The following is a 19900-nucleotide window of genomic DNA, read 5'->3' on the forward strand; positions in this document are numbered from 1 at the left end:
CTCACACGATACGGCCAGCCCCCGACATCGGAGGTGCTAGCGGAAGTCGTGCGCCTCTTCGTCGTTGTAGGCCTGCAACTCCTGCTTGGAGTAGGCGTTCAGGGACGAGTGGCGACGTCCGATGAAGAAGTAGTAGCACAGCACGATGGCCGTCCAGACCAGGAAGGCCTTGATCGTGATGGCGTCCAGGTTGCTGATGATCCAGAAGCAGCCGGCGATGGTGACGATCGGGGTGACGGGGTAGCCCGGCACCTTGAACCCGCGCGGCAGGTTCGGGGAGCTGCGCCGCAGCACGATGACGCCGATCGAGACGACCGTGAACGCGACCAGAGTCCCGATGCTGGTCATCTCAGCAAGCAGGTTCAGCGGGAGCAGACCGGCCAGGATCGACACGACGATGCAGACGACGACGGTGCTCGTGCTCGGCACGTGGGTGCGGGGGCTGACCTTGGACAACGCCTTGGGGGCCAACCCGTCCCTGGAGATGGCGTACAGGATGCGGGTTTGGCCGTACAGGGTCACCAGGGTGACGCTGAAGATCGAGATGACCGCGCCGGCCGCGATGAGGGTGCCGGGCCAGGGAGCGCCGACGATGTTCTCCAGGATCTGAGACAGCCCGGCCTTCTGACCCTCGAACTCCTGCCAGGGCTGGGCGCCGATGGCGGCGGTGGCGACCAGCAGGTAGAACCCGGTGACGATGACCAGCGCGAGCATCAGCGCCCGGGGCATGGTCTTCTGCGGGTCTTTCACCTCTTCGCCAGCGGTGGAGACGGCGTCGAGGCCGATGTAGGAGAAGAAGATGGTGCCTGCCGCACCCAGGACGCCGTGCACGCCGAACGGGGCGAAGTCGGCCAGGTGGTTGGTGTTCCAGCCGGTGAAGCCGATGATGATGAACAAGGCAAGGACGGTCAGCTTGATGCCGACCATGATCGTGTTGACCCAGGCAGACTCGCTGGCCCCGCGCAGCAGCAGGAGCATGCAGCAGAACACGAGGATGACCGCTGGCAGGTTGACGAGGCCGCCTTCCACCTCGGGGGAGTTGGCCAGGGCGAACGGGATCTGCAGGCCGAGCACGTTGCCGAAGAGCTGGTTGAGGTATTCGGACCAGCCCACGGCCACCGCGGCCGAGGAGACGCCGTACTCCAGCAGCAGGCAGCCGGCCACGACCATGGCGGCCAGCTCGCCGAGGGTCACATAGGCGTAGGAATAGGAAGAGCCGGAGATCGGCACGGCGCTTGCCAGTTCGGCGTAACACAGCGCTGTCAGGCCGGCCACGACACCGGCGATGACGAACGACCAGATGACAGCGGGGCCGGCCTCGGGCACGGCCACCTGCATGACGAAGAAGATTCCGGTTCCGATGGTGGCACCGACACCCATGGCGGTCAGGTGGGCCAGCCCCATGGTGCGTTCCAGTTGATCCCCGGAACCTTCCGTGGCACCGCTGTCCAAGGCCATGCCGACGGGCTTACGGCGGAAAAGCTGCTCGGTAAATCTGGACACGTCGGTAGTCCTTACGTGTGGGTCCTCGAAGTGGGGACCGACTGGGAACCGACCCTGGCATGTTCAGCCGCTTTGCGCTGTGACCTTGCACGGTATCAAACTGTGACCTGAGTCACATTTTGCTAGAGCTGAGCGTCGTTGAGGCGCGCAAAGGTCACTAAACGGACTCGGTTGGCTGAACGAAGAGATTATGCGTAACGCAGGACCCCTGTGCAGCGATGGGACTTATGACACCCGGGGTGGAGTGAGACGCCGGCGGCCCCGAAAGCGCATTGCGCTCGGGGCCGCTGCTGTGTCCAGGGCAGTTCCGGATGATGCCGCCTCCGCCGGTGCCCGGACAGCACCCGGATGCTGGACGGTTCAGATGACGATGAACTCCACGCTTGCAGCGCACGGAACCCGGGCCAGCCGCGAGGTCACCAGAGCGCGCACCTGCTCGTCAGCCAGCAACACCACCACGCGCGCCTGCGGGTGCATGTTCTTGACCAGGGAAAGCTTGAAGACGTCCTGGGCGATGACGGCCAAGTCGATGTCGCGGATGGGCGCGCTCAGGGCGTGCGCCTCGACGAAGATCGACTCATCCCGCGCGACCCCGTCGATCTGCACCCGCGAGCCGCTGGGCAGAGTGACGCCGGCCGGATCCAGCGGGTCGCTACCCGCAGTTGCCGCGAAACGCTCCACCAGGGTGCGTTCGGCCTCGCGTCCTGGGCTGCGAAGAGACCAGAGCGGGGTGCTGGTGGGGGCGGGCACGTTTGTCCTTCTTTCCTCGCGCCTGGGCGCTCGCGGGTACGGCGGTGGGCGGTCAACCTGCCCTATCGGCGCAACCGGCGGGTTATGTAGCCGCTAAGCCCCGGGGTTTCCCAGCCGGTGCTTCAGCGGCCCCCAAAGCGCCGCAAGTGGATTCCCCGCCGCGGACGGCCCGGGAGGGTGCGCGCCGCAGCCAGCGCCGCCTGCGCGCAGGTCTGCAGCCCCTGACCGACCGAGGCTTCGGCCGCGGCGGCGCCTTGGCGCCACAGGTCCGCAGCCAGCGCCGGCAGGGTGGCGGCCACGTAAGCAGCGACGGTGGGGTCGGCGCTCGCCGAGACCTCCAGGGTGGCCAGCTCGTGCGCGAATGCGGCAGGTGACTCGGCAGCCACCACCGTTCCCAGATAACGCCCGAACAGGGGTGCGGCGGTGGGATTCACGACCGTCGGCAGCGGATCCAGCACCAGGCCCCCACCTCGGGCGAGTTCGTCCTGGCGCACGTCCCATCCGGCCAGCAGCAGGCAGGCACTGGCAACCGCGCCGCCGGGGGAGAGCGCGAGCACGTCGCTGCCGGCCTGCGCCACCGCCCCGACCAGTGGGTTGCGAGTGGGGGCTGCATGTGCTGCGGGCAGTTCGCGCCGCGCCCGAGTCAGGCGCCGCGTCAGCCGGGTCATCTCGGCGGCAGAAACTTCGGTCCCGGTACAGGCGGTCGCCTCGGCCAGCAAACGCTCCAACGGTCGCGACCACGTCGTGCCGGAGCAGGGCTGCAGGCAGGCCAGCAAATCCAGGACCACCAGTCGGCGCCGCTCGGCGCCCATGGTCAACGAGGCCGCGGCAATGTCGGAGCGCAGACGTTTCATCAGGGCAACGATGCTCACGGGTTCATACAGCGAGGTGTGCCGACCGCCGAAGGACAGCGAAGCCCCGAAGAGTGCCTCGTCTACGGCGGCGATCTTCACCGGCATCACCGAGGTGCTGGCCAGGCAGGCATCGCGGGTGAGCACATGCAGGCGCAAAGAGGTCGAAAGCGCCAGCTCGCGCTCGTCGAAGGACAGCGGCCCGACGCGAGGTCGCGCAGCGAGACGATCGCGGTGATCGGCACGCTCATGCGATCGGTCCGTTGGCACGTTGCCTCCAGGGGTGGGACGTCTACATGTCGTTCATCGGCACGAGGCGGGGGGACGTGAGGCTTACACGGGCTCTTTCGGGCGGATGCGGAGATTAATTGTGTTGGCTTGCAATGTAATCGGATCTAGGGGCAATGGTCACGGGTCGTAGGCGGACTTGAACCAGGCATGGGCAGAAGCACACGAACAGCAGTGCTCGCATTGACTTTGCGCGCCCCGCGAGGGCAGGTCGGCGCCCCAGAGGTCCTAGGGTTTGGGCATGACTGACTCGCTATCCGAAACGCCGCCGGCTGCCCCCGCCCCAGAGCGAGACCTCGACATCGTCGTCTTCGGCGCCACCGGTTTCGTTGGCCGCCTCATCGCCGGGCACCTGTCTCGGCATGCCCCGGCGCAGGTGCGGATCGGCCTGGCCGGTCGCGACCTGCACCGGGTGGATGCCGTCAAGGCCGAACTGGCTGACCGGGCCGTGTACTGGAAGACCCTGCACGCCGACTCCAGCGACGCCGCGAGCCTGGCCCAGATGGCACAGCGCACCAAGGTCGTCATCAGCACCGTCGGGCCGTATGCACAATATGGGCTCCCCCTCGTGCAGGCCTGCGCCGAAGCGGGAACCGACTACGTCGACCTCTGCGGCGAGACCCTGTTCGTTCGGGACTCCATTGACGCCTACGACGAGATCGCCACGGCTCACGGCGCACGCATCGTGCACGCCTGCGGTTTCGACTCCATCCCCAGCGACCTGGGGGTGTTCGCGACCTGGCGGCAGGTGAAGAAGGACGTCGCGGGTGACCTGAGCACGACCACGCTGTACGTGACCTCGCTCAAGGGCGGTCTCAGCGGCGGAACCATCGCCTCGATGGTGGGCCAGGTGGACGCCGCCAAGGAGCAGCCGAAACTGCGCGGCGTGCTGGCCGACCCCTACGCCCTCAGCCCCGACCGGGACAACGAACCCGAGCCGCGTCGCGGCGCCGAGACCAGCCAGACCCAGGCGGACGGCGCGTCCACGACGGACGCCGAACCCAGCCAGAACACCGGCGCCGGGCAGCAGCCGAACTCTGATGCCGGGCTCAGCCCGGTCCAGCGCGTGGAGGGCGCCGCCAAGCTTGCCTTCGGGGCGCTCGGCAAGGCCGCCGGCAAGGTGGCGCAGAGCCGCAGCCGGTTGACCCCTGATGCGCAGATCGGCGAGTTCACCGCGCCGTTCATCATGGGCCCCTTCAACAGCCAGGTGGTGCGGCGTAGTAACGCGCTTATGTCCTGGTCCTACGGCCGCGATTTCCGCTACCGCGAATTGGTCGCCACCGGGAATTCCAGCGCGGCGCCCTTGCGTGCGGCGGCTCTCAGCGCCGCCATGCCGGCCGCCGCGGCCGGCTTCGCCTTCGGGCCCACCCGTGCCCTCCTGGAGCGCGTCGTCACCAAGCCGGGCGAGGGGCCGGATGAGGCCTCGCGCAAGGAGGGCCGGTTCACGATGACGATCCACGCCGACACCACCTCCGGCGCGCACTACGTCACCACCGTCTCGGCCCAGGTCGATCCCGGCTATGACGGCACGGCCGTGATGATCGGAGAAGCCGCGCTCGCGCTGGTGCTCGATGAGTTGGCGCTGCCGCGCCGCCACGGTGTGCTCACCCCGGCAACCGCCTTCGGCGACGTGCTCATCGAGCGTCTCACCGCCCAGGGGTTCTCCTTCGAGGTCACCCGCCAGAACTGAAGCTGGTCTGCGTAGCGCCCCGCTCTGTTCAGCGGACCAGGGCGCTACGCAGCACCTCGGCCAGGTGTCGGCCGGTGGCCTCGGTTCCCTGGCCCACCTGGGTGCGGCAGGAGAAACCGTCGGCGATGACCAGGCCGTCACCGGCGTTGACCTTGGGGAACAGTTCGCGTTCGGCGCAGGCTTGGGACACCTCGTAATGCCCCTGCTCGAAGCCGAAGTTGCCCGCGAGCCCGCAGCACCCGCCGCCGACCAGGTCCAGGTCCACCCCGAGCCGGGCCAGTACCCGCTCGTCGGGCGCGGAACCGCGGGTGGCCTTCTGGTGGCAGTGCACCTGGGTCACGGCCTTGGCCTCGATGCGAGCGAAGGGCCAGTTACCGGCCTCGGCGCGCTCGTCGACGATCTCGGCGAAGGTCGCCAGTAGCGGTTTCAGGGCGCGGGCCCGTTCGTCCTCGGGCAGCAGCTCGTGGGCCTCGGAGAGCATCACCAGGCAGGAGGGTTCCAACCCGACGACGCGGTGCCCCGCGGCGATGTGGGGTGCCAGTGCCGTCAGGCTGCGCCGCAGCGCGGCCTTGGTGACGTCGAGCTGGCCGGTGGAATGCCAGGTCAGCCCGCAACAGACCGGGCCGCGAGGTAGGACGACGTGGAACCCCAGCGCCTCCAGCACTTCCACCCCGGCGATGCCGACGTGCGGGGACAGGTGGTTGGTGAAGGTGTCCGGCCACAGCACGATCACCGGTGCCTGCGGGGCGGGCATGGGCGCTTGCCCTCGCCTGGCACGTTGGGCGAACCACTGCGCGAGGCTGAGGTGTTCGGCGAAGCTGACCATCGAGCGGCGGGTTTCCAGTCCGGCGGCGCGCAGCACCGCCTTCTCCAACGGGCGTACCCGCATCGCCTGGTTGACGGCCTTGCCCAGACCGGGCAGCGCCGAGACCAGGGCGGCCGAGACCGGCAGCCACCCCATCGCGTAGTGCGCCATCGGACGGCGGCGGTGGGCGTAGTGGTGGTGCAGGAACTCGGCCTTGTAGGTGGCCATGTCGACGTTCACCGGGCACTCGGTCGAGCAGGCCTTGCACGACAGGCACAGATCCAGAGCCTCCAAAGTCTGCGGGTTGTCCCAGCCGCCGGTGAGGTTTTCTCCGCGCAACATCTCAGCCAACACCCGCGCCCGGCCCCGCGTGGTGTGAACCTCGTCGCGGGTGGCCTGGTAACTGGGACACATGGCGCCGGTGTCGGAGCGGCACACCCCGACCCCGACGCACCGGTTGATCGCGGAAGCGAAGTCGCCACCGTCGCGGCTCAACGCATGCACGGGGATGACGACGTGTGTGCGCAGGCCGGGCCCGGGGCGCAGCCGGTCATCCACCGGTTCGGGGTTGACCAGCACCCCGGGGTTCAGCGCCCCATCGGGGTCGAAGATCGCTTTGAAGCGAGCGAACAACGCCAGCATCTGCGGCGAGTACATCTGGGCGAGCATCTCCGAGCGGGCTCGCCCGTCGCCGTGTTCCCCGGAGACCGATCCGCCGTAGCGATGCACGAGTTTCGCGGCGTCCACGATGAACTCGCGGTAGGCGGCGATCCCCTGCTCGCTACCGAGGTCGAAGTCGATGCGAACGTGGATGCAGCCCTCACCGAAGTGACCGAAGGGGATGCCGCGCAAACCGCGCTCGGCCATCAGGGCGTACAGGTCCCGCAGGTAGTCCGCCAGATGCTCCACGGGCACGGCGGAGTCTTCCCAGCCGGGCCAGGCTTCCCCGCCGTCGGCGCGACGGGTCGCGATCCCGGCGGCGGCCTCGCGGATGCCCCACAGCAGACGGGATTGGGCTCGATCCGTGACGACCACGCCGGTGACGACCTCACCGGTAGAGCCCGCGCGGTCGGGGTCCGGCTGAGCTTGGGCCCCGGCGAACTCCAGGAGTTCTTCGGCGGCCGCTTGCGCGCCAGCCGGGTCAGCTCCGGCGACCTCGCAGTACAGCCAGGCACCGCCGGCCGGGAGGGCCTGTCCGTCCTGGCCGCGTCCGGGGCGCGAACGCAGCGCCGCCAACAGGTCCGAGCCCATCCCTTCGATCGTCAGCACCCCCGGGCGGCGCAGGGTGGCGGCAGCTCGGGCCGCAGCGAAAGCATCCGGGTATCCCAGGACGGCAAGAGCCGTAGCAGCCGGGGGGCGCACCAGATCGACGGTGAGCTGGGTGAAGACCCCGCAGGTGCCTTCGCTACCAGCCAGAGCCTTGGCGACGTCGAAACCCTTCTCGGGCAGCAGGTAATGCAGGCCGTAGCCGGAGACCTGGCGCGGGAACCGGCCCAGTTCGGCGCGGATGAGCTCAGCGTTCTGCTGCACCAGGGAGCGCAACTCGGCTTCGATGCGCGGGTCGTCGCAGCCGCCCTTCCAGGCTTCGAACACGCGCCCGTCGGCCAGCAGCATCCGTACCGCGCGCAGGTTCTCAGCCGAGGTACCCCAGGCGACCGAGTGTGAACCGCAGGCGTTGTTGGCGACCATCCCGCCGATGGTGCAGCGGCTGTGGGTGGAGGGGTCCGGCCCGTAGGTGAGCCCGTGCACGGCTGCGGCGGTGCGCAGGTCGTCGCAGACCAGGCCGGGCTGCACGGTGGCACAACTCTGTTCGGGGTCGATCTGGCAGTCGTTCAGGTACCGCGAGGTGTCCAGCACCAGCCCTTCACCGATCGCGTTTCCCGCCACCGAGGTCCCCCCGCCGCGGCTGATCACGCCGAGTCCGCGCGCGCGGGCCCACGCCAACCCCTGCGCCAGGTGCCCTTCGCTGGTCGGCTCCAGAACCCCCGCGGGCATCCGTCGATAGATGGAGGCATCGGAGGTGTAAGCGGCCCGGGTCGCCAGGTCGGCGCGAAGCCCGAGCAGGTCTGAAGCTGAAGAGGTGGTCACGTCGTCTCCGGGAGTGGAAGGGGCAGTTGCAGCGTATCCACCTTGCCCATGACGCTCGCTCCGTGGACGCCTGCCGTCTCAGCGGATGAACTTGTACGCATGATCCATGTCATGTCCCGGCTCTGTAACGGCACCGAATGCGGGCAGGTGTCCAAGACGTTCACCCTGTTCGAGCTCGCTGACCAGGGTGGCGGACCCCGCACTGGAACGCCGCCTCATGGCCGGGTCGGCCGAGAACAGTTAGCGTGTGCCTGGTCTCGGCGACGGGGCAGCGCGACGGGGGACGTCACATGCGGGGGGAACGCATGGACGCTGCGCGCCACGGGCGGGGTAGGCCCGCCAAAACGACAGATGGGGAATGCACATGCAGAACATCGTGGTCTCGGCCGCAGTGGCCCTCGTGTTGGCCGGAGCGCCGGCAGCGCAGGCTGCAACGATGTCGGCCGTCACGCCGACCAACGCCGGCGCCGGTTACCTGGCAGCGACCCGTCGCCCCCCGGGCTACCAGGCCAAGCGGTACCTGGGCACCTCCCGTTCGGTGCACCCGTGGCACTCCGGGGCGTGGACGGGCGGCTGGATGAGCGACACCCGCGCCACCAAGTGGGGCACCTGGCGCGGCACCCCCAGCGACGCGGCGATGACCTTCCCCGAGAAGCGCACCTGGGCGGCGATCTCCAACTCCACCTGGCACATCGACACCTACCGCAACTTCCGCGGCACCCTCGTCTACGGGATGCCGCTCATGCCCTCGACGAACAAGCCGGTCCACCTCAAGAGCGTCGCCGCGGGACGGCACGACGCGGTCTTCCGCAAGGTCGCCCGCGATCTGCGCACCCGGTACAAGGGCAAAACCGTGGTGCGCTTGGGCTGGGAGGCCAACGGCAACTGGATGTCCTACAGCGCCACCGCCAAGAACGCCGGGGACTACCGGGCTGCCTACCGCCGCGCCGCCAAGGTCATGAAGAAGGAGAACCCTTCCATCGTCATGAGCTTCGACATCAACTGCGGCACCCCGTTGACAGGACAGCGTTCCCGCCTGGACAGCTTGACCAAGCTGTACCCCGGCGATGACGTGGTCGACCTGGTCGGTTGCTCCTGGTACGACTGGGATGTCATCGGCGCCAAGAACGAACGGCAGTGGCGAAGCGCGTTGCAGCCGCGCTATGCCGTCGGCCCCGCCGACATCACCAACTTCGCTCGGGCGCACAACAAGGGTGCCTCCTTCCCCGAGTGGGGCCTGGCGCACGCCTGGGACGGCAATGGTGACAACCCGTTCTTCATGACCAAGGTGAAGCAGTTCTTCACCGCGAACGCCGATGTCCTCGTGCTGGAGTGCTACTTCAACGTTCCCGAGAAGCCCATGCTCAACTCGCTGTGGAGCGAAGCGCCGCAGAACCCGAAGGCTGCAGCGGTCTACCGGCGGCTCTGGTAGGTCACGGCGCCAGGCGGGCCACGACGGCTGCGGCCGGCTCTTCGCGGGCGGCGCGCCATCCTGAACCCGCCCACACCGACAACCCGTCGAGTTCCCCCTGGCGGGCCGCGGCCGCTCGCAGCGGCTTGGTGAGCTGATCGACCACCGGGTACAGGGCCGGGGCGAAGGGGTCGAAACGCTCGACGAAACCGTTGCGCAGCCCGCGCGCGGGCCGGCCCGAGAACGCCCGTGTCACGACCGAGCCCCACGCCGGGTTACTCAACGCCATCCGGTGTGCGGCGCTGGTGCCGGCCTCGGGGGTCAACAAGAAGGCCGTCCCGACCTGAACGGCGCAGGCGCCCGCAGCCAGCGCGCGGCGGGTGTCGCCGGCGGTGGTGATCCCACCGGCAGCGATCAGCGGTACTCCCAGGTCGGTGAGCATCGGCACCAACGCGAGGTGATCCAGTTCGTTGGGCGCGTCCAGGACACGGTGGGTACCGCGGTGGCCTCCGGCATCGAATCCCTGCACGACCAGGACGTCAGCGCCGGCCTGCACGCTGGTGCGGGCCTCCTCGGTGGTCGTGACGGTCACCGCCACGCAACGCCCGGCCTCATGAAGGCGCGTGATGACATCAGGGGTGGGGCATCCGAAGGTGAACGACACCACCGAGACGTCATGGCTGGCTTCCAGTAGAGCCAGTTTGTCGTCATAGGCGTCGGTGTCGCTCCAGTCGGGGGAGGGCAGTCGAGCCTGTAAGCGGCGCGCCTCCTCAGCGAGTAACTCCCGATAGGAAGCAGCCGCCACTTCGTCGGCCCGGCGCAGCCCCTGCACGTCGCCCTCGCTGTGGTCCTGGGCGCGGCCGGGATAGGACGCAGCTTCGGGCACGAACAGGTTGACCCCGAACGGCGCCGGGCTCAGCTCGGCTGTTCGCACGATCTGCTCCGCCACCTCCAGCGGGCGTCGATAGCCCGCGGCCAGGAAGCCGAAGCCGCCGGCGTCACCGGCTGCTGCCACCAACTCCGGAGTAGAGGGGCCGCCCGCCATCGGAGCGACGCAGACCGGAATCCGAGGGACCTGGAACGAGACTGCGTTCGACATGCCTTCACTGTTCCACACCAGGGGTCGCTCAGGGTTGGCTCAGGGCTGCGCCCTATACCGCAGCGCGTGCCCCGGCGACATGATCCAAGGGTCAGACACGCAACTGCTCGCCACCGCCTCACCCAGGAGCTCCACCATGAAATGGATTCACACTCGCCTCGCCACGGCCGGTTTCATCCGCCCCACGCAGGGGCGCATCATCGGCGGTGTCTGCGCCGGAGTGGCTCAGCGCTACCAGCTCCACCCATGGGCCGTCCGACTGCTGTTCATGTTGCTGCTGCTCATCCCGGGCAGCCAACTCATCATCTACCCGATCGCCTGGGTGCTGATGCCCGACGCGCGCTTGGCCCCGAACCCCACCACGTCCCACCCGGGTGGCGGCGCCCCGTTCGTCGGCCCCCGGGACGGCACCATCTGAAAACCTGCACGAGCGGTTCTGACAACGCCACAGGCCGCCCATACCTGGGCGGCCCGACGCCGTTCTCGTGCAGACCGGGATCAGTCGCCGGCGATACTGCGCCCCACCTGTTCCAGGTTCTCTTCTTCTTCCTTCTTCTCTCCGCGGCGCTTCAGTAGTGAGATCCCGGGCATGCCCTGCATCGCGGTGCTGAGGTCTTCCACGGCTGCCAGGATCGAGCGCACATCAGGGCCCACCCGGTCCAGTTTCGAGAGCATCGGCAGGATGTCCTCATCGAGCGCCCTGAGCAGTTCCGGCAGCCGATCGATCATCCCGGAGAGGGCTTCCACCTCAACGGCTTCCACCCGAGACAACACGTCGTTCGCTAGCGGTGCAGCGCGCTGGACCACCGGCTGGAGTTGCCCGAGCATCGCCTTGCCCGAATCGAGCAGGGATTCAGCCCCGCCCACCAGCACGGCAGCATCGGCCGCAGTCGAGCCTGCTGAACCCACCAGTGAATCGGCCTTGCCGAGCAGGTTGGATGAGTCCTGGAGCATTCCGTCGGCCTTGCCCAGGACCCCGGAGGAGGTCGCCAGCATCCCGTCGGCTTTGCCGAGCAGACCTGCTGAGGCGTCCAGCGTTTCATCTGCGCGGATGAGCACACCGCCTGAGGCGTCCAGGGTGGTGTCGGCTTTGGTCAGGACACCTGCTGAGGTCTCCAGGGTGGTGTCGGCCTTGGCGAGCAGACCCGTTGAGGCGTCCAGCGTTTCATCTGCGCGGATGAGCACACCGGCCGAGGCGTCCAGGGCGGCGTCAGCTTTGGCGAGCAACCCGGCGGCGTCATCCAGGGTGTCGCTCATCCGGGTCACCGATACCTCGAAGCGATCCAGGAGCTTTTCGACGCGGGTCATCACATCGCCCGCGCGGGAGACGAGCTCGACAATCTCGGATAAGTCGACAACGACGTCAGCTACCCCGTTACGCACGCTGGCGGCCGCAGAAAGCAGGTCGGAAGGACCGATAAATCGCATGCGGTCATCATGACGGTAGTCATGCCTTCCCGCCCAACCGCGATTTGGTCATCATGGGGGTATGACGACGCATCGAATCGCACTCATCCCCGGCGACGGTATCGGCACGGAAGTGTTGCCGCCTGCCTGCGCGGTGCTCGACGCGATGGGAAAGCGGCACGGTTTCCGATTGGAGTACCAGCAGTTCGACTGGTCCTGCGAACGGTACGCAGCCACCGGCTCGATGATGCCCGCAGACGGGCTGAGCCAGCTCGCGCAGTTCGACTCCATCCTGCTCGGAGCTGTCGGCTACCCGGGGGTGGCCGACGATGTGTCGCTGTGGGGGTTGCTCATCCCGATCCGTCGCGGTTTCGACCAGTACATCAACCTGCGCCCGATCCGGGTCTTCGAAGGTGTGCCCGGACCGCTGCGAGAGGCCGAAGGCACCGACATCGTCATCGTGCGCGAGAACGTGGAGGGCGAGTACAGCGAGATCGGCGGCCGGATGGGTCGCGGCACCCCCGAGGAGATGGCCATCCAGCAGTCGGTCTTCACCCGACGTGGGATCACCCGCGTCGTCGACTACGCCTTGGACGTGGCCGAGGAGCGCGGCAAGAACCTGTGCTCGGCGACGAAGAGCAACGGAATCATCCACACCATGCCGTTCTGGGATGAGGTCGTGGCGCAACGCTGCGAGGAGCGACCCGCCATCACCTGGGGGTCCGAACACATCGACGCCCTGGCCGCCAAACTCGTGCTCAACCCGCGCCGCTACGACGTGATCGTGGCGAGCAACCTCTTCGGCGACATCCTGTCCGACCTCGCCGCCGGGGTCGCGGGAAGCATCGGCATCGCCCCGGCCGGGAACATCAACCCTGAACGCGAACACCCCTCGATGTTCGAGCCGGTCCACGGCAGCGCCCCGGACATCGCTGGCGAAGGTATCGCCAACCCGCTCGGTGCGATCTGGGCGGCGGCGATGATGCTGGAGCATCTCGGGCACGACGAGGCGGCCGACCAGGTAGTCGAAGGTATCGGCCGGCTCCTTGCCACCTCGCCGGTGCGCACCCCTGACCTAGGCGGCTCCGCCTCCACCCAGGAGGTGACCCGAGCGCTGCTGGAAATCCTCTGAGCGCTGCGGCTGCCCTGACGGCTCGCGGGGCGGGGCGAGTCGCCCCGTCTACGGTGGGCGGGTGACTGCGTCCACCGCCCTACCCACGGTCCGCCAGGGCCGAGCCCGCCGGTTTCGGGAGTGGGCGTTCGTTGCTGCGGCGGCCGGGATCAGCACCGCCCTGTTGTCGGCGCTGGGTGGCCCGTCGCCGGTGCTGTTCGGGTGTCTCTTCGGCGCGCTGGTCGTGGTAGTCGCCGGGCTGGCCGCACCGAGCTTGCCCGCGCCGCTGGCGACCCTGGCCCAAGCACTGCTCGGTGCCTCGACCGGTGCCATCATCGACCCGGCCACGCTGGCAGGACTCGTGGCGCATGCCGCTCCGGTGGCCGCGGCGGTCGTGGCCACCATCGTTGTGAGCATCCTCATCGGTCAGGTGCTACGGCTGCACCGCGCCGTCACCGCGGCTACCGCCACGTTCGCTTTCATCGCCGGTGGCGCCTCGGGAATCACTGCTGTCGCCACCGAGCTCGGCGCCGATGACCGGGTGGTGGCCGTGGTGCAGTACCTGCGGGTGCTCATCATCATCGTGGGGATGCCGGTGGTGGCTGCGGTTGCCTTCGGCGCCCCCCTGATCGGGGAGGGCAGTGAGCACGAGAGCGTCTCATCCGCTGCCGCCAGCGCGATCCTCACCGCCTTGAGCTGGCAAGGCCTGCTCTTCACAGCGGTCAGTGTCGGGGTCGGTCTGCTGTTGGCGCGGCTGGTGCGCTTCCCCGCGGCCAACCTGCTCGGACCGTTACTGGTGTCGGCGGTCCTGGCCGTGAACGGCGGTTTCGGCGTGCTGACGGCGCAGGTGCCTCGCCTGTTCGAGGTGATCGCCTTCGCCCTTATCGGTCTCATGGTCGGGCTGCGTTTCACTCGCGCCAGCCTGGTGTCGATAGCAAGGCTCCTGCCGAGCGCGCTCGCACTGATCCTGCTGCTCATCGCCATCTCGGCCGGCTTCGGCATGCTGCTGGCCAGATGGATCGGGGTAAGCGCCATCGACGGTTATCTCGCCACCACCCCCGGTGGGTTGTACGCCGTGCTGGTCACCGCGGGGATCGCCGGGGCAGACGTCACCTTCGTCCTGGGGGTGCAGGTCGTCCGCCTGTTGTTGGTGCTCGCCCTGGCCCCGGTGCTCGCCGCCTGGTTCCGGCGTCGCGCTTCACCCGGGCATGCTGCATCGGCCCGGGGGGCAGCCTCGCACCCCTTTCTCGGTGGCGGCAGCGAGAACTAGGGCTAATCACCCCGAAGCGGCGGTGCGGACCGGCGCGTTCGGAAGCTCCCTTCGGGGCGGCCGGATCTCCACGGTGACCGGGTCTGGTCAGGCGGTCCCGGTGTGACAGAGCTTTGTTGCTCAGGCGTGACGCAGGATGGCGACGACGAAGTCCGAGTCGGCGCGCAGCGGGCGAAGATCCCAGGTGGACAGCATCAGCTCCTCGGCCAGGCCGGCGCCGACGACGTCCGCGCGGAAGGCGTCCAAGGGGTACCCGCGGTCCAGGCCGAAGCCGATGGCGGCCCGCCCTTGCGGGGCCAGGTGCGCCGCGAACCGGCTCAGCACCTCGCGTTGGGTGCCCGGGGCTACAAAGGTCAGGACATTGCCGGCGCAGACGATGGCGTCGAACGGTTGGCTGATGCCGGCAGCGGGCAGGTCCAGTTCGCTCAGGTCCTGGGCCAGCCAGGTCGGGCCCGGGTAGTCGTGTTCGGCAGCCTCGATAAGTGCCGGGTCCACGTCGACCCCCACCACCGTGTGGCCGACCTCGTACAGGTAGCCGCCCACCCGGCCCGGCCCGCAACCGGCGTCCAGGATGCGTGCGCTTCGGCCCACCATGGCGTCGATCATCCGCGCTTCACCGGCGAGGTCCTGCCCCTGCGCCGCCATTGTGCGGAAGCGCTCGATATACCACGTGGAGTGGTCGGGGTTGGCTTCGATTCGCCGCTCCCATTCAGTGATACGTCGAGGCATGGCTGCTTCTCCTTATGGGGTCGGGTCGCCCCATTCAACCAGCGACGGGTTCGCTCAGGCTCGGCAGGTGCTGCTCCCGCTCGGCCAACGCGGCCAACAGCGCGCCCAGCCCGTGGTCGGCCCGCCCCGGCATCCGGGCCGAAGTCAGGACGATGGGGGCGTGCGGTGTCGCAACGGTGTGCCCGGCAGCTCGCAACGCCTGCAACAGTTCCCGCTCCTCACCGTGAGGGGCTGGCGGGAACCCGCCGACGGCTGTGTAGGCCGACAATCGGACTGCGAGGTTGGCCGCGTAGGCGTGGTCATGGCTGGAACCGTGGATCCCGGCCGCCACGATGCGCTCATACGCCGCGCGGGCAGCCTCATCGGCGTGCCAGCCCTGCAACGCGACCAAGCCGGCCACCGCGTCGGCGCGGCTGTGCTGCGCCGCTGCCAACAATCCGGTGACCCAATCGGTAGGCACCCGGGAGTCGGCGTCGGTGGAGAACACCCACGCCTCGGGGGTGATCCACGGGTGCTCCGCAGCGCGGGTCACCAGACGGTGCCGAACCGCCCCCACCGGGCCGGGGCCATCGTCGGGCACGACGATGGCGGCCACCTGCCGGGGCAGGCGCTGCATCGCCTCGCGGGCCCGCGCTGCGGTCTCATCGGTGCAGCGATGGGCTGCCACCAGCACCAGGGCACGATCCGCGGCCCCGACGCGTTGGGCGTGCGCGATCGCTCGCAGCACCGCGTGCACGCACGAGCTGATCAGCTCGGCCTCCTCATGAGCCGGTATCGCGACGGCTATCCGCACCGGGCCGGCTTCTGCGCGGGGCAACTCCTCGCGGGCGCTGGTGATCTCGGTGACGGTGCCCGCAGGCCGACAGGACGCCCTGTTCGGGGTCATCGGCCGAGGTAGGTCGCGTCCGCGTCGGCGTTCTGCTGCCGCACGTACAACTCCAGGTCGTGCAGGCCGCGCGTGAGGTCTTCGTCGTAGGCCAGACCTGCCGGGCCGACGATACGCCGGGCGTGTTCGCACAACCGAAGCACCGCGGCAGCGACCCCGGCACGCACCTCGGTGCAGACATCGCGCAGGTGACTGATCGCGGCATCGTCGATGTCTGAATCCTCGCTCGAAAGCAGCGCCTCGAGTTGGTCGGCGCCTAGCCGCACCAGGCTCATAGCGGCGGCGAGTTCGGTGCGCATATGACCCAGCCGTAAAGCACGCGAGGGCGCCGGGGGTGCGCTGGCCACTGCCTCGTGAACCAGATCGAGGATGCGGGCACCGCCACCGGCCCACACTGCCGCCACCCCCACCCCGCCGGGGAAGAACCCGGGGCGTTGCAGATACCAGTTGTCCGCCCCGATGCGCGCGGACTCCGCCGCGTGCAACCCCTCGAGTTCGATGGTGTGCGAACGGCTCACCGCCATCGCCGAGGTCCGCCACTGGGAGGTGTCCACCGGCCAGGCAGCTACCGCCAGGTCCAGCAGCACATGAGTCTCCGCGCCCGTCCACACCGGGACCAGGGCGCGGTCCAGCACCCCGGCGCCGGAAGCGAACCGCAGCGTCCCCTCGATCTGCCAGCCGTTGTCGGCGGAGGTGGCGCGCAGACCGGTGGCGTGGCTACGCGAAGCCCACACCCCGTACAGGGCCGCTACGGGGGGTTGCGCGCCAGCCTGGGCGAGGATCCGAAGGGCGTCGATATGCCCTTCGACCAGCCGCGCCAGGGGTATATCGGTGCGCCCCAGCGCGATCAGGCCGGTTACCAGGTGGGGCCAGTCGAGCTCGGCCCACGGCAGCGAGGCATCCAGGTGTCGCATCGCGTCAGCGGTTTGGGCGGGGTCGGGGTCGTGACGCGGATAGTCCTGCGGCAGGTCGAAGGGCGGCGGCACCGGGTGGAGCGCAAGCAGCCCGTCGGACCAACTCGCACCGGCGGCGTGGAGGACAGGAATGTCCATCGTGATCGCTAGCTGTTCATTGTGATGTTCATGGAAGGCAGGCGGAAGGATCGCCGTCACGTTGGAGTGCAGCGGTTCGAGCTGGGATTGAAAGCATCCCAGCGCTGCTGCGCGGTCGGCTTCAGCCGTGTCGTCGGTGTGGACACGGTGCAATTGGGCACCGGAACGCTCGAAGGAGGAGCAGGCGCCCCAGAAGGTCAGCCAGACGGGGTACTCGATGAGTGGGATGCCCAGTTCATAGGCAATCCAGGCTGCGGCGCGGCCCGCGGCCATGTGATCGGGGTGGGGGTCGGCGCGCCACGGCGCCAGGATCGCCGCTGCATCCTTGGCGTACTCGCCGATGAGTTCGCGGGCCCGGGCATGATGGTCGCGGACCAGCCCGTCGGGCACGTCGGCCACGTGTCCGGCCTGGACGTGCAGGTGCTCCAGGGCGGCGTGCCATTCCAGTTCGCGGCGTTCGCCGATGCCCTCGATGGTGATGCCGAGGTGATCGAGGCAGGCCTCGCCTCTGGTCAGGCAGAGGGCATGAACCGGGCCGATATCGCGTGCCCACTGACTGATGAGGCGTCCGGCGCCGAGCGTCTCGTCATCGGGGTGGGCGCTGATCACCAGCAGCGTGCCCGAGGCTGCGCCGCTCAGATCCGCCAGCGTGCTCGCGCGTGCTTGTTCGCGGGTTCGAGCCCACACATCCGCGGGGTTGCCTGGGGGCGTCGCAAGTAATGGCACGAAGGGCGAAGTACCCCCAATGCCGACAAATCAATCAGCTCGGGCGGCGCGCGCCAATGCGTCCTGCACGTCGCTCAGGGGCGGGCCGAGGACCGGGTCGCGTCGAGTGAAGACATCCCACGCCGCTTTGAGCGCCGCCGCACGTTCTCGTAGCCGGCCTTCGTCCCACACCCGGGGCGCGTAGGCCCGCATGGTCTCGTCGCCGACGCCGATCGCGTCCAACCCCAGGCTGCGACAGATCGCCAGAGCGCGGGGCAGGTGGTAGGTCTGGCTGACCACGACCAGGTCCTGAAGGCCGAAGATACGTTGCGCCCGGGCGCAGGAGTCGTAGGTGTCGCGACCGGCGTAGTCGGCCACGATGCTCTCGGCGGGCACCCCCACCGAGAGCAGGTAGCGACGCATCGCGGTGGGTTCGTCGTAGTGGGTGCTCCTGTTGTCTCCCGAGACGAGGATGACCTGCACTTTGCGGCGGTGCCACAGGTCGGCGGCCACATCAAGGCGGGCCGCCAGGAAGGGCGTGGGCTTGCCGTCCGGTTGCACGCCGGCACCGAGAACCAACGCCACCGGGCGTGGCGGCACGGTAGTGGCCCGCATCTGCTGCCCGCGCGAGGCCAGATGTACCCAGGTATTGGTGGCGCCAAGGAGCACCAGCAGAGTGAACGCGCACACGGACGCGCCCAGGCCGAGCACACGGGCGGGGCTGCGTTTGCGGCGCACGCCCGCGATGGGGGCGCCAGCAGTCGGTGCGCCCCCGCTCGGGTCGGGAGAGTTCGTCAGGACAGCGTCTTTCCGTCGGCCACATGTTGCGGGGCGCCGTCGTCCTGAAGGTGAACGTCGCCGGTGACGGTGACATTCGCTCCGAAACTCCAGTCGCCGTCCACGGTCAGCGCGCTGGCCTGACGTAACGAGGGCACTCCGGCGCTGAACCGCTCATCGAAGTCGGCGATCTTCTTGAAGTGCGAGTCCAGGCTGATCACCGGGGCCGCCTCAGGCACCAGGCTCAGGCGCCCAGCTTCGTCGACGTCGTACACATCGGAGCGCAGCAACAGCAGCTCATTGGTCGTCTTGACCGGCAGGAACCGGGATCGCGGGACGCAGATGGCTCGAGCGCCTTGGAAGATCTCCACGGCGGCACCCATCGCGGTCTCGACCTGCACGACCTCGGGGGAGGAGGAGTCCTTGGGGTCGACGGTCTTGACGTTGCGGATCAGCGGCAGACGCAGCACCCCGTCGCGTTCGGCGAGGAGTTCTCGCAGCGCCCGCAGGTCGAACCACAGGTTGTTGGTGTGGAAGTAGGGGTGGCGGTGCTCGTCAGTGAAGAACTCCATCTCATCCTCGGCGGTCTGCGCCGTGTCGCGCAGGATGAGTTGGTCGTCTTCCTTGCGGATCGCCAGGTGGCCGCCCTTGCGGTCCATCGCGGTGCGGCGGCACACTTCAGCCGCGTACGGCGCCCCGGTGGCGGCGAACCACCCGGCCAGGGTGGCATCCGGCCCGGCGCCGAGGTTGTCGGCGTTGGAGACCGAGGCATAGCGGAAGCCGGCCTCGATGAGAGCATCCAGCACGCCGGTGCTCAACAGCGAGGGGTACAGGTCGCCGTGACCCGGGGGGCACCATTCGAGTTGCGGGTCGGTGGGCCATTCAACCGGGGTCAGGTCGTCGGTGCGCAGCTTGGGTTCCTGGCTCTGTAGAAAGTCCAGGGGGAGGTCATCGACCTGCAGGTCGGGGTACTTCGCCAGCGCGGCGAGGGTGTCCTTCTGGGTGTTGAAGCTGTTCATGAACAGCAACGGCAGTCGCACGTCGTGCTCGCGCCGGGCTGCCATCACCTGGTCGACGATGAGATCGAGGAACGTCTTGTCCTCGCGCACCGGCAGCAGCGTCTTGGCCACCTGCATGCCCATTGAGGTGCCCAGGCCACCGTTGAGTTTGATGAGCACGGTGGCGCCCAACGCTTCTGCCGCGGCAGCGTCGTCGACCTCGACGTCGGTGAGCATCGGTGGGTCCAACAGCGGGCGGATCGTCTCCTCCCGGATGAGTCCGGTCGCGCCCTCCTGCAGTTCCGAGTAGTAGTAGCTGAAGACGTCGATCGCGGTCTGGCTCACACCGGCCGCTGCCATCTTGTCTTGTGCCTGTCCAAGCCCCTGCTCGCTCATGTATCGATCGTATCGGGGTGGCTCGGCCCAGGGCCGAACGGGCGCTGCCCCCTAGACGCGTTCTTGGCCCTGCGGAGAACTACT

The 19900-nt window shown here is 68.6% G+C and carries 16 protein-coding genes; 5 read left to right on the plus strand and 11 right to left on the minus strand.

Annotation, left to right across the window (positions count from 1 at the left end; translation table 11 throughout):
* Positions 1-36 precede the first annotated feature (36 nt).
* The 3 genes from G9V96_RS10555 to G9V96_RS10565 form a co-directional block, all read right to left on the minus strand.
* Positions 37-1458, minus strand: coding sequence for an APC family permease (locus tag G9V96_RS10555; protein ID WP_168583979.1), 1422 nt, complete (start codon positions 1456-1458; stop codon positions 37-39).
* A 405-nt stretch (positions 1459-1863) separates the two neighbouring features.
* Complete coding sequence (locus G9V96_RS10560) at positions 1864-2253, minus strand: hypothetical protein (protein WP_168582988.1); 390 nt, start codon at positions 2251-2253, stop codon at positions 1864-1866.
* A gap of 122 nt (positions 2254-2375) precedes the next feature.
* Entirely contained in the window at positions 2376-3374 is a 999-nt protein-coding gene (locus G9V96_RS10565) for a hypothetical protein (RefSeq protein ID WP_168582989.1), read from the minus strand.
* Positions 3375-3633: 259 nt separating this feature from the next.
* On the opposite strand from G9V96_RS10565, the gene G9V96_RS10570 reads away from it, so the two are divergent.
* Positions 3634-5082: a saccharopine dehydrogenase family protein gene (locus G9V96_RS10570; protein ID WP_168582990.1), complete on the plus strand. Its 1449-nt coding sequence runs from the start codon at positions 3634-3636 to the stop codon at positions 5080-5082.
* A gap of 28 nt (positions 5083-5110) precedes the next feature.
* Here the strand turns inward: G9V96_RS10570 and G9V96_RS10575 are convergent, their stop codons facing one another.
* Positions 5111-7975, minus strand: a complete 2865-nt coding sequence (locus tag G9V96_RS10575; protein ID WP_226913274.1) for an FAD-binding and (Fe-S)-binding domain-containing protein — start codon at positions 7973-7975, stop codon at positions 5111-5113.
* 364 nt (positions 7976-8339) lie between these two features.
* Between G9V96_RS10575 and G9V96_RS10580 the strand changes: the two genes are divergently transcribed.
* Positions 8340-9407 carry a glycoside hydrolase family 26 protein gene (locus G9V96_RS10580; protein ID WP_168582991.1) on the plus strand — a complete coding sequence of 356 codons (1068 nt, stop codon included), beginning with the start codon at positions 8340-8342 and terminating at the stop codon, positions 9405-9407.
* Between the two features lies 1 nt (position 9408).
* Here the strand turns inward: G9V96_RS10580 and G9V96_RS10585 are convergent, their stop codons facing one another.
* Entirely contained in the window at positions 9409-10485 is a 1077-nt protein-coding gene (locus G9V96_RS10585; protein ID WP_168582992.1) for a nitronate monooxygenase, read from the minus strand.
* 136 nt (positions 10486-10621) lie between these two features.
* Here G9V96_RS10585 and G9V96_RS10590 point away from each other — a divergent pair, with 136 nt between their 5' ends.
* Entirely contained in the window at positions 10622-10903 is a 282-nt protein-coding gene (locus tag G9V96_RS10590; RefSeq protein ID WP_168582993.1) for a PspC domain-containing protein, read from the plus strand.
* A gap of 80 nt (positions 10904-10983) precedes the next feature.
* Here the strand turns inward: G9V96_RS10590 and G9V96_RS10595 are convergent, their stop codons facing one another.
* Positions 10984-11913, minus strand: a complete 930-nt coding sequence (locus tag G9V96_RS10595; protein ID WP_168582994.1) for a hypothetical protein — start codon at positions 11911-11913, stop codon at positions 10984-10986.
* Between the two features lie 61 nt (positions 11914-11974).
* Here G9V96_RS10595 and G9V96_RS10600 point away from each other — a divergent pair, with 61 nt between their 5' ends.
* A complete protein-coding gene (locus G9V96_RS10600) occupies positions 11975-13024 on the plus strand; it encodes a tartrate dehydrogenase (protein WP_168582995.1) in 1050 nt (349 codons plus the stop codon).
* A gap of 61 nt (positions 13025-13085) precedes the next feature.
* Positions 13086-14273: an AbrB family transcriptional regulator gene (locus tag G9V96_RS10605; RefSeq protein ID WP_168582996.1), complete on the plus strand. Its 1188-nt coding sequence runs from the start codon at positions 13086-13088 to the stop codon at positions 14271-14273.
* A gap of 120 nt (positions 14274-14393) precedes the next feature.
* Here G9V96_RS10605 and G9V96_RS10610 read toward each other — a convergent pair whose 3' ends face one another.
* The 5 genes from G9V96_RS10610 to G9V96_RS10630 all read right to left on the minus strand — a co-directional run bounded on the left by G9V96_RS10610 (position 14394) and on the right by G9V96_RS10630 (position 19816).
* Positions 14394-15002 (minus strand): class I SAM-dependent methyltransferase, encoded by a 609-nt coding sequence (locus G9V96_RS10610; RefSeq protein ID WP_168582997.1) that lies wholly within the window; start codon positions 15000-15002, stop codon positions 14394-14396.
* A gap of 34 nt (positions 15003-15036) precedes the next feature.
* Positions 15037-15888 (minus strand): glycosyltransferase, encoded by an 852-nt coding sequence (locus G9V96_RS10615; protein ID WP_168582998.1) that lies wholly within the window; start codon positions 15886-15888, stop codon positions 15037-15039.
* The gene (locus tag G9V96_RS10620) at positions 15885-17627 is read right to left on the minus strand and encodes a PIG-L family deacetylase (RefSeq protein WP_168582999.1); all 1743 of its coding nucleotides are present in this window, start codon (positions 17625-17627) and stop codon (positions 15885-15887) included. Before G9V96_RS10620 ends, G9V96_RS10615 begins: the two co-directional genes overlap by 4 nt.
* Positions 17628-17696: 69 nt before the next feature.
* Entirely contained in the window at positions 17697-18383 is a 687-nt protein-coding gene (locus G9V96_RS10625; protein WP_210424386.1) for a SanA/YdcF family protein, read from the minus strand.
* Positions 18384-18439: 56 nt separating this feature from the next.
* Complete coding sequence (locus tag G9V96_RS10630) at positions 18440-19816, minus strand: UTP--glucose-1-phosphate uridylyltransferase (RefSeq protein ID WP_168583000.1); 1377 nt, start codon at positions 19814-19816, stop codon at positions 18440-18442.
* Between the last annotated feature and the right edge of the window lie 84 nt (positions 19817-19900).

The sequence above is a fragment of the Gephyromycinifex aptenodytis genome (assembly GCF_012277275.1).
Classification (GTDB): domain Bacteria; phylum Actinomycetota; class Actinomycetes; order Actinomycetales; family Dermatophilaceae; genus Gephyromycinifex; species Gephyromycinifex aptenodytis.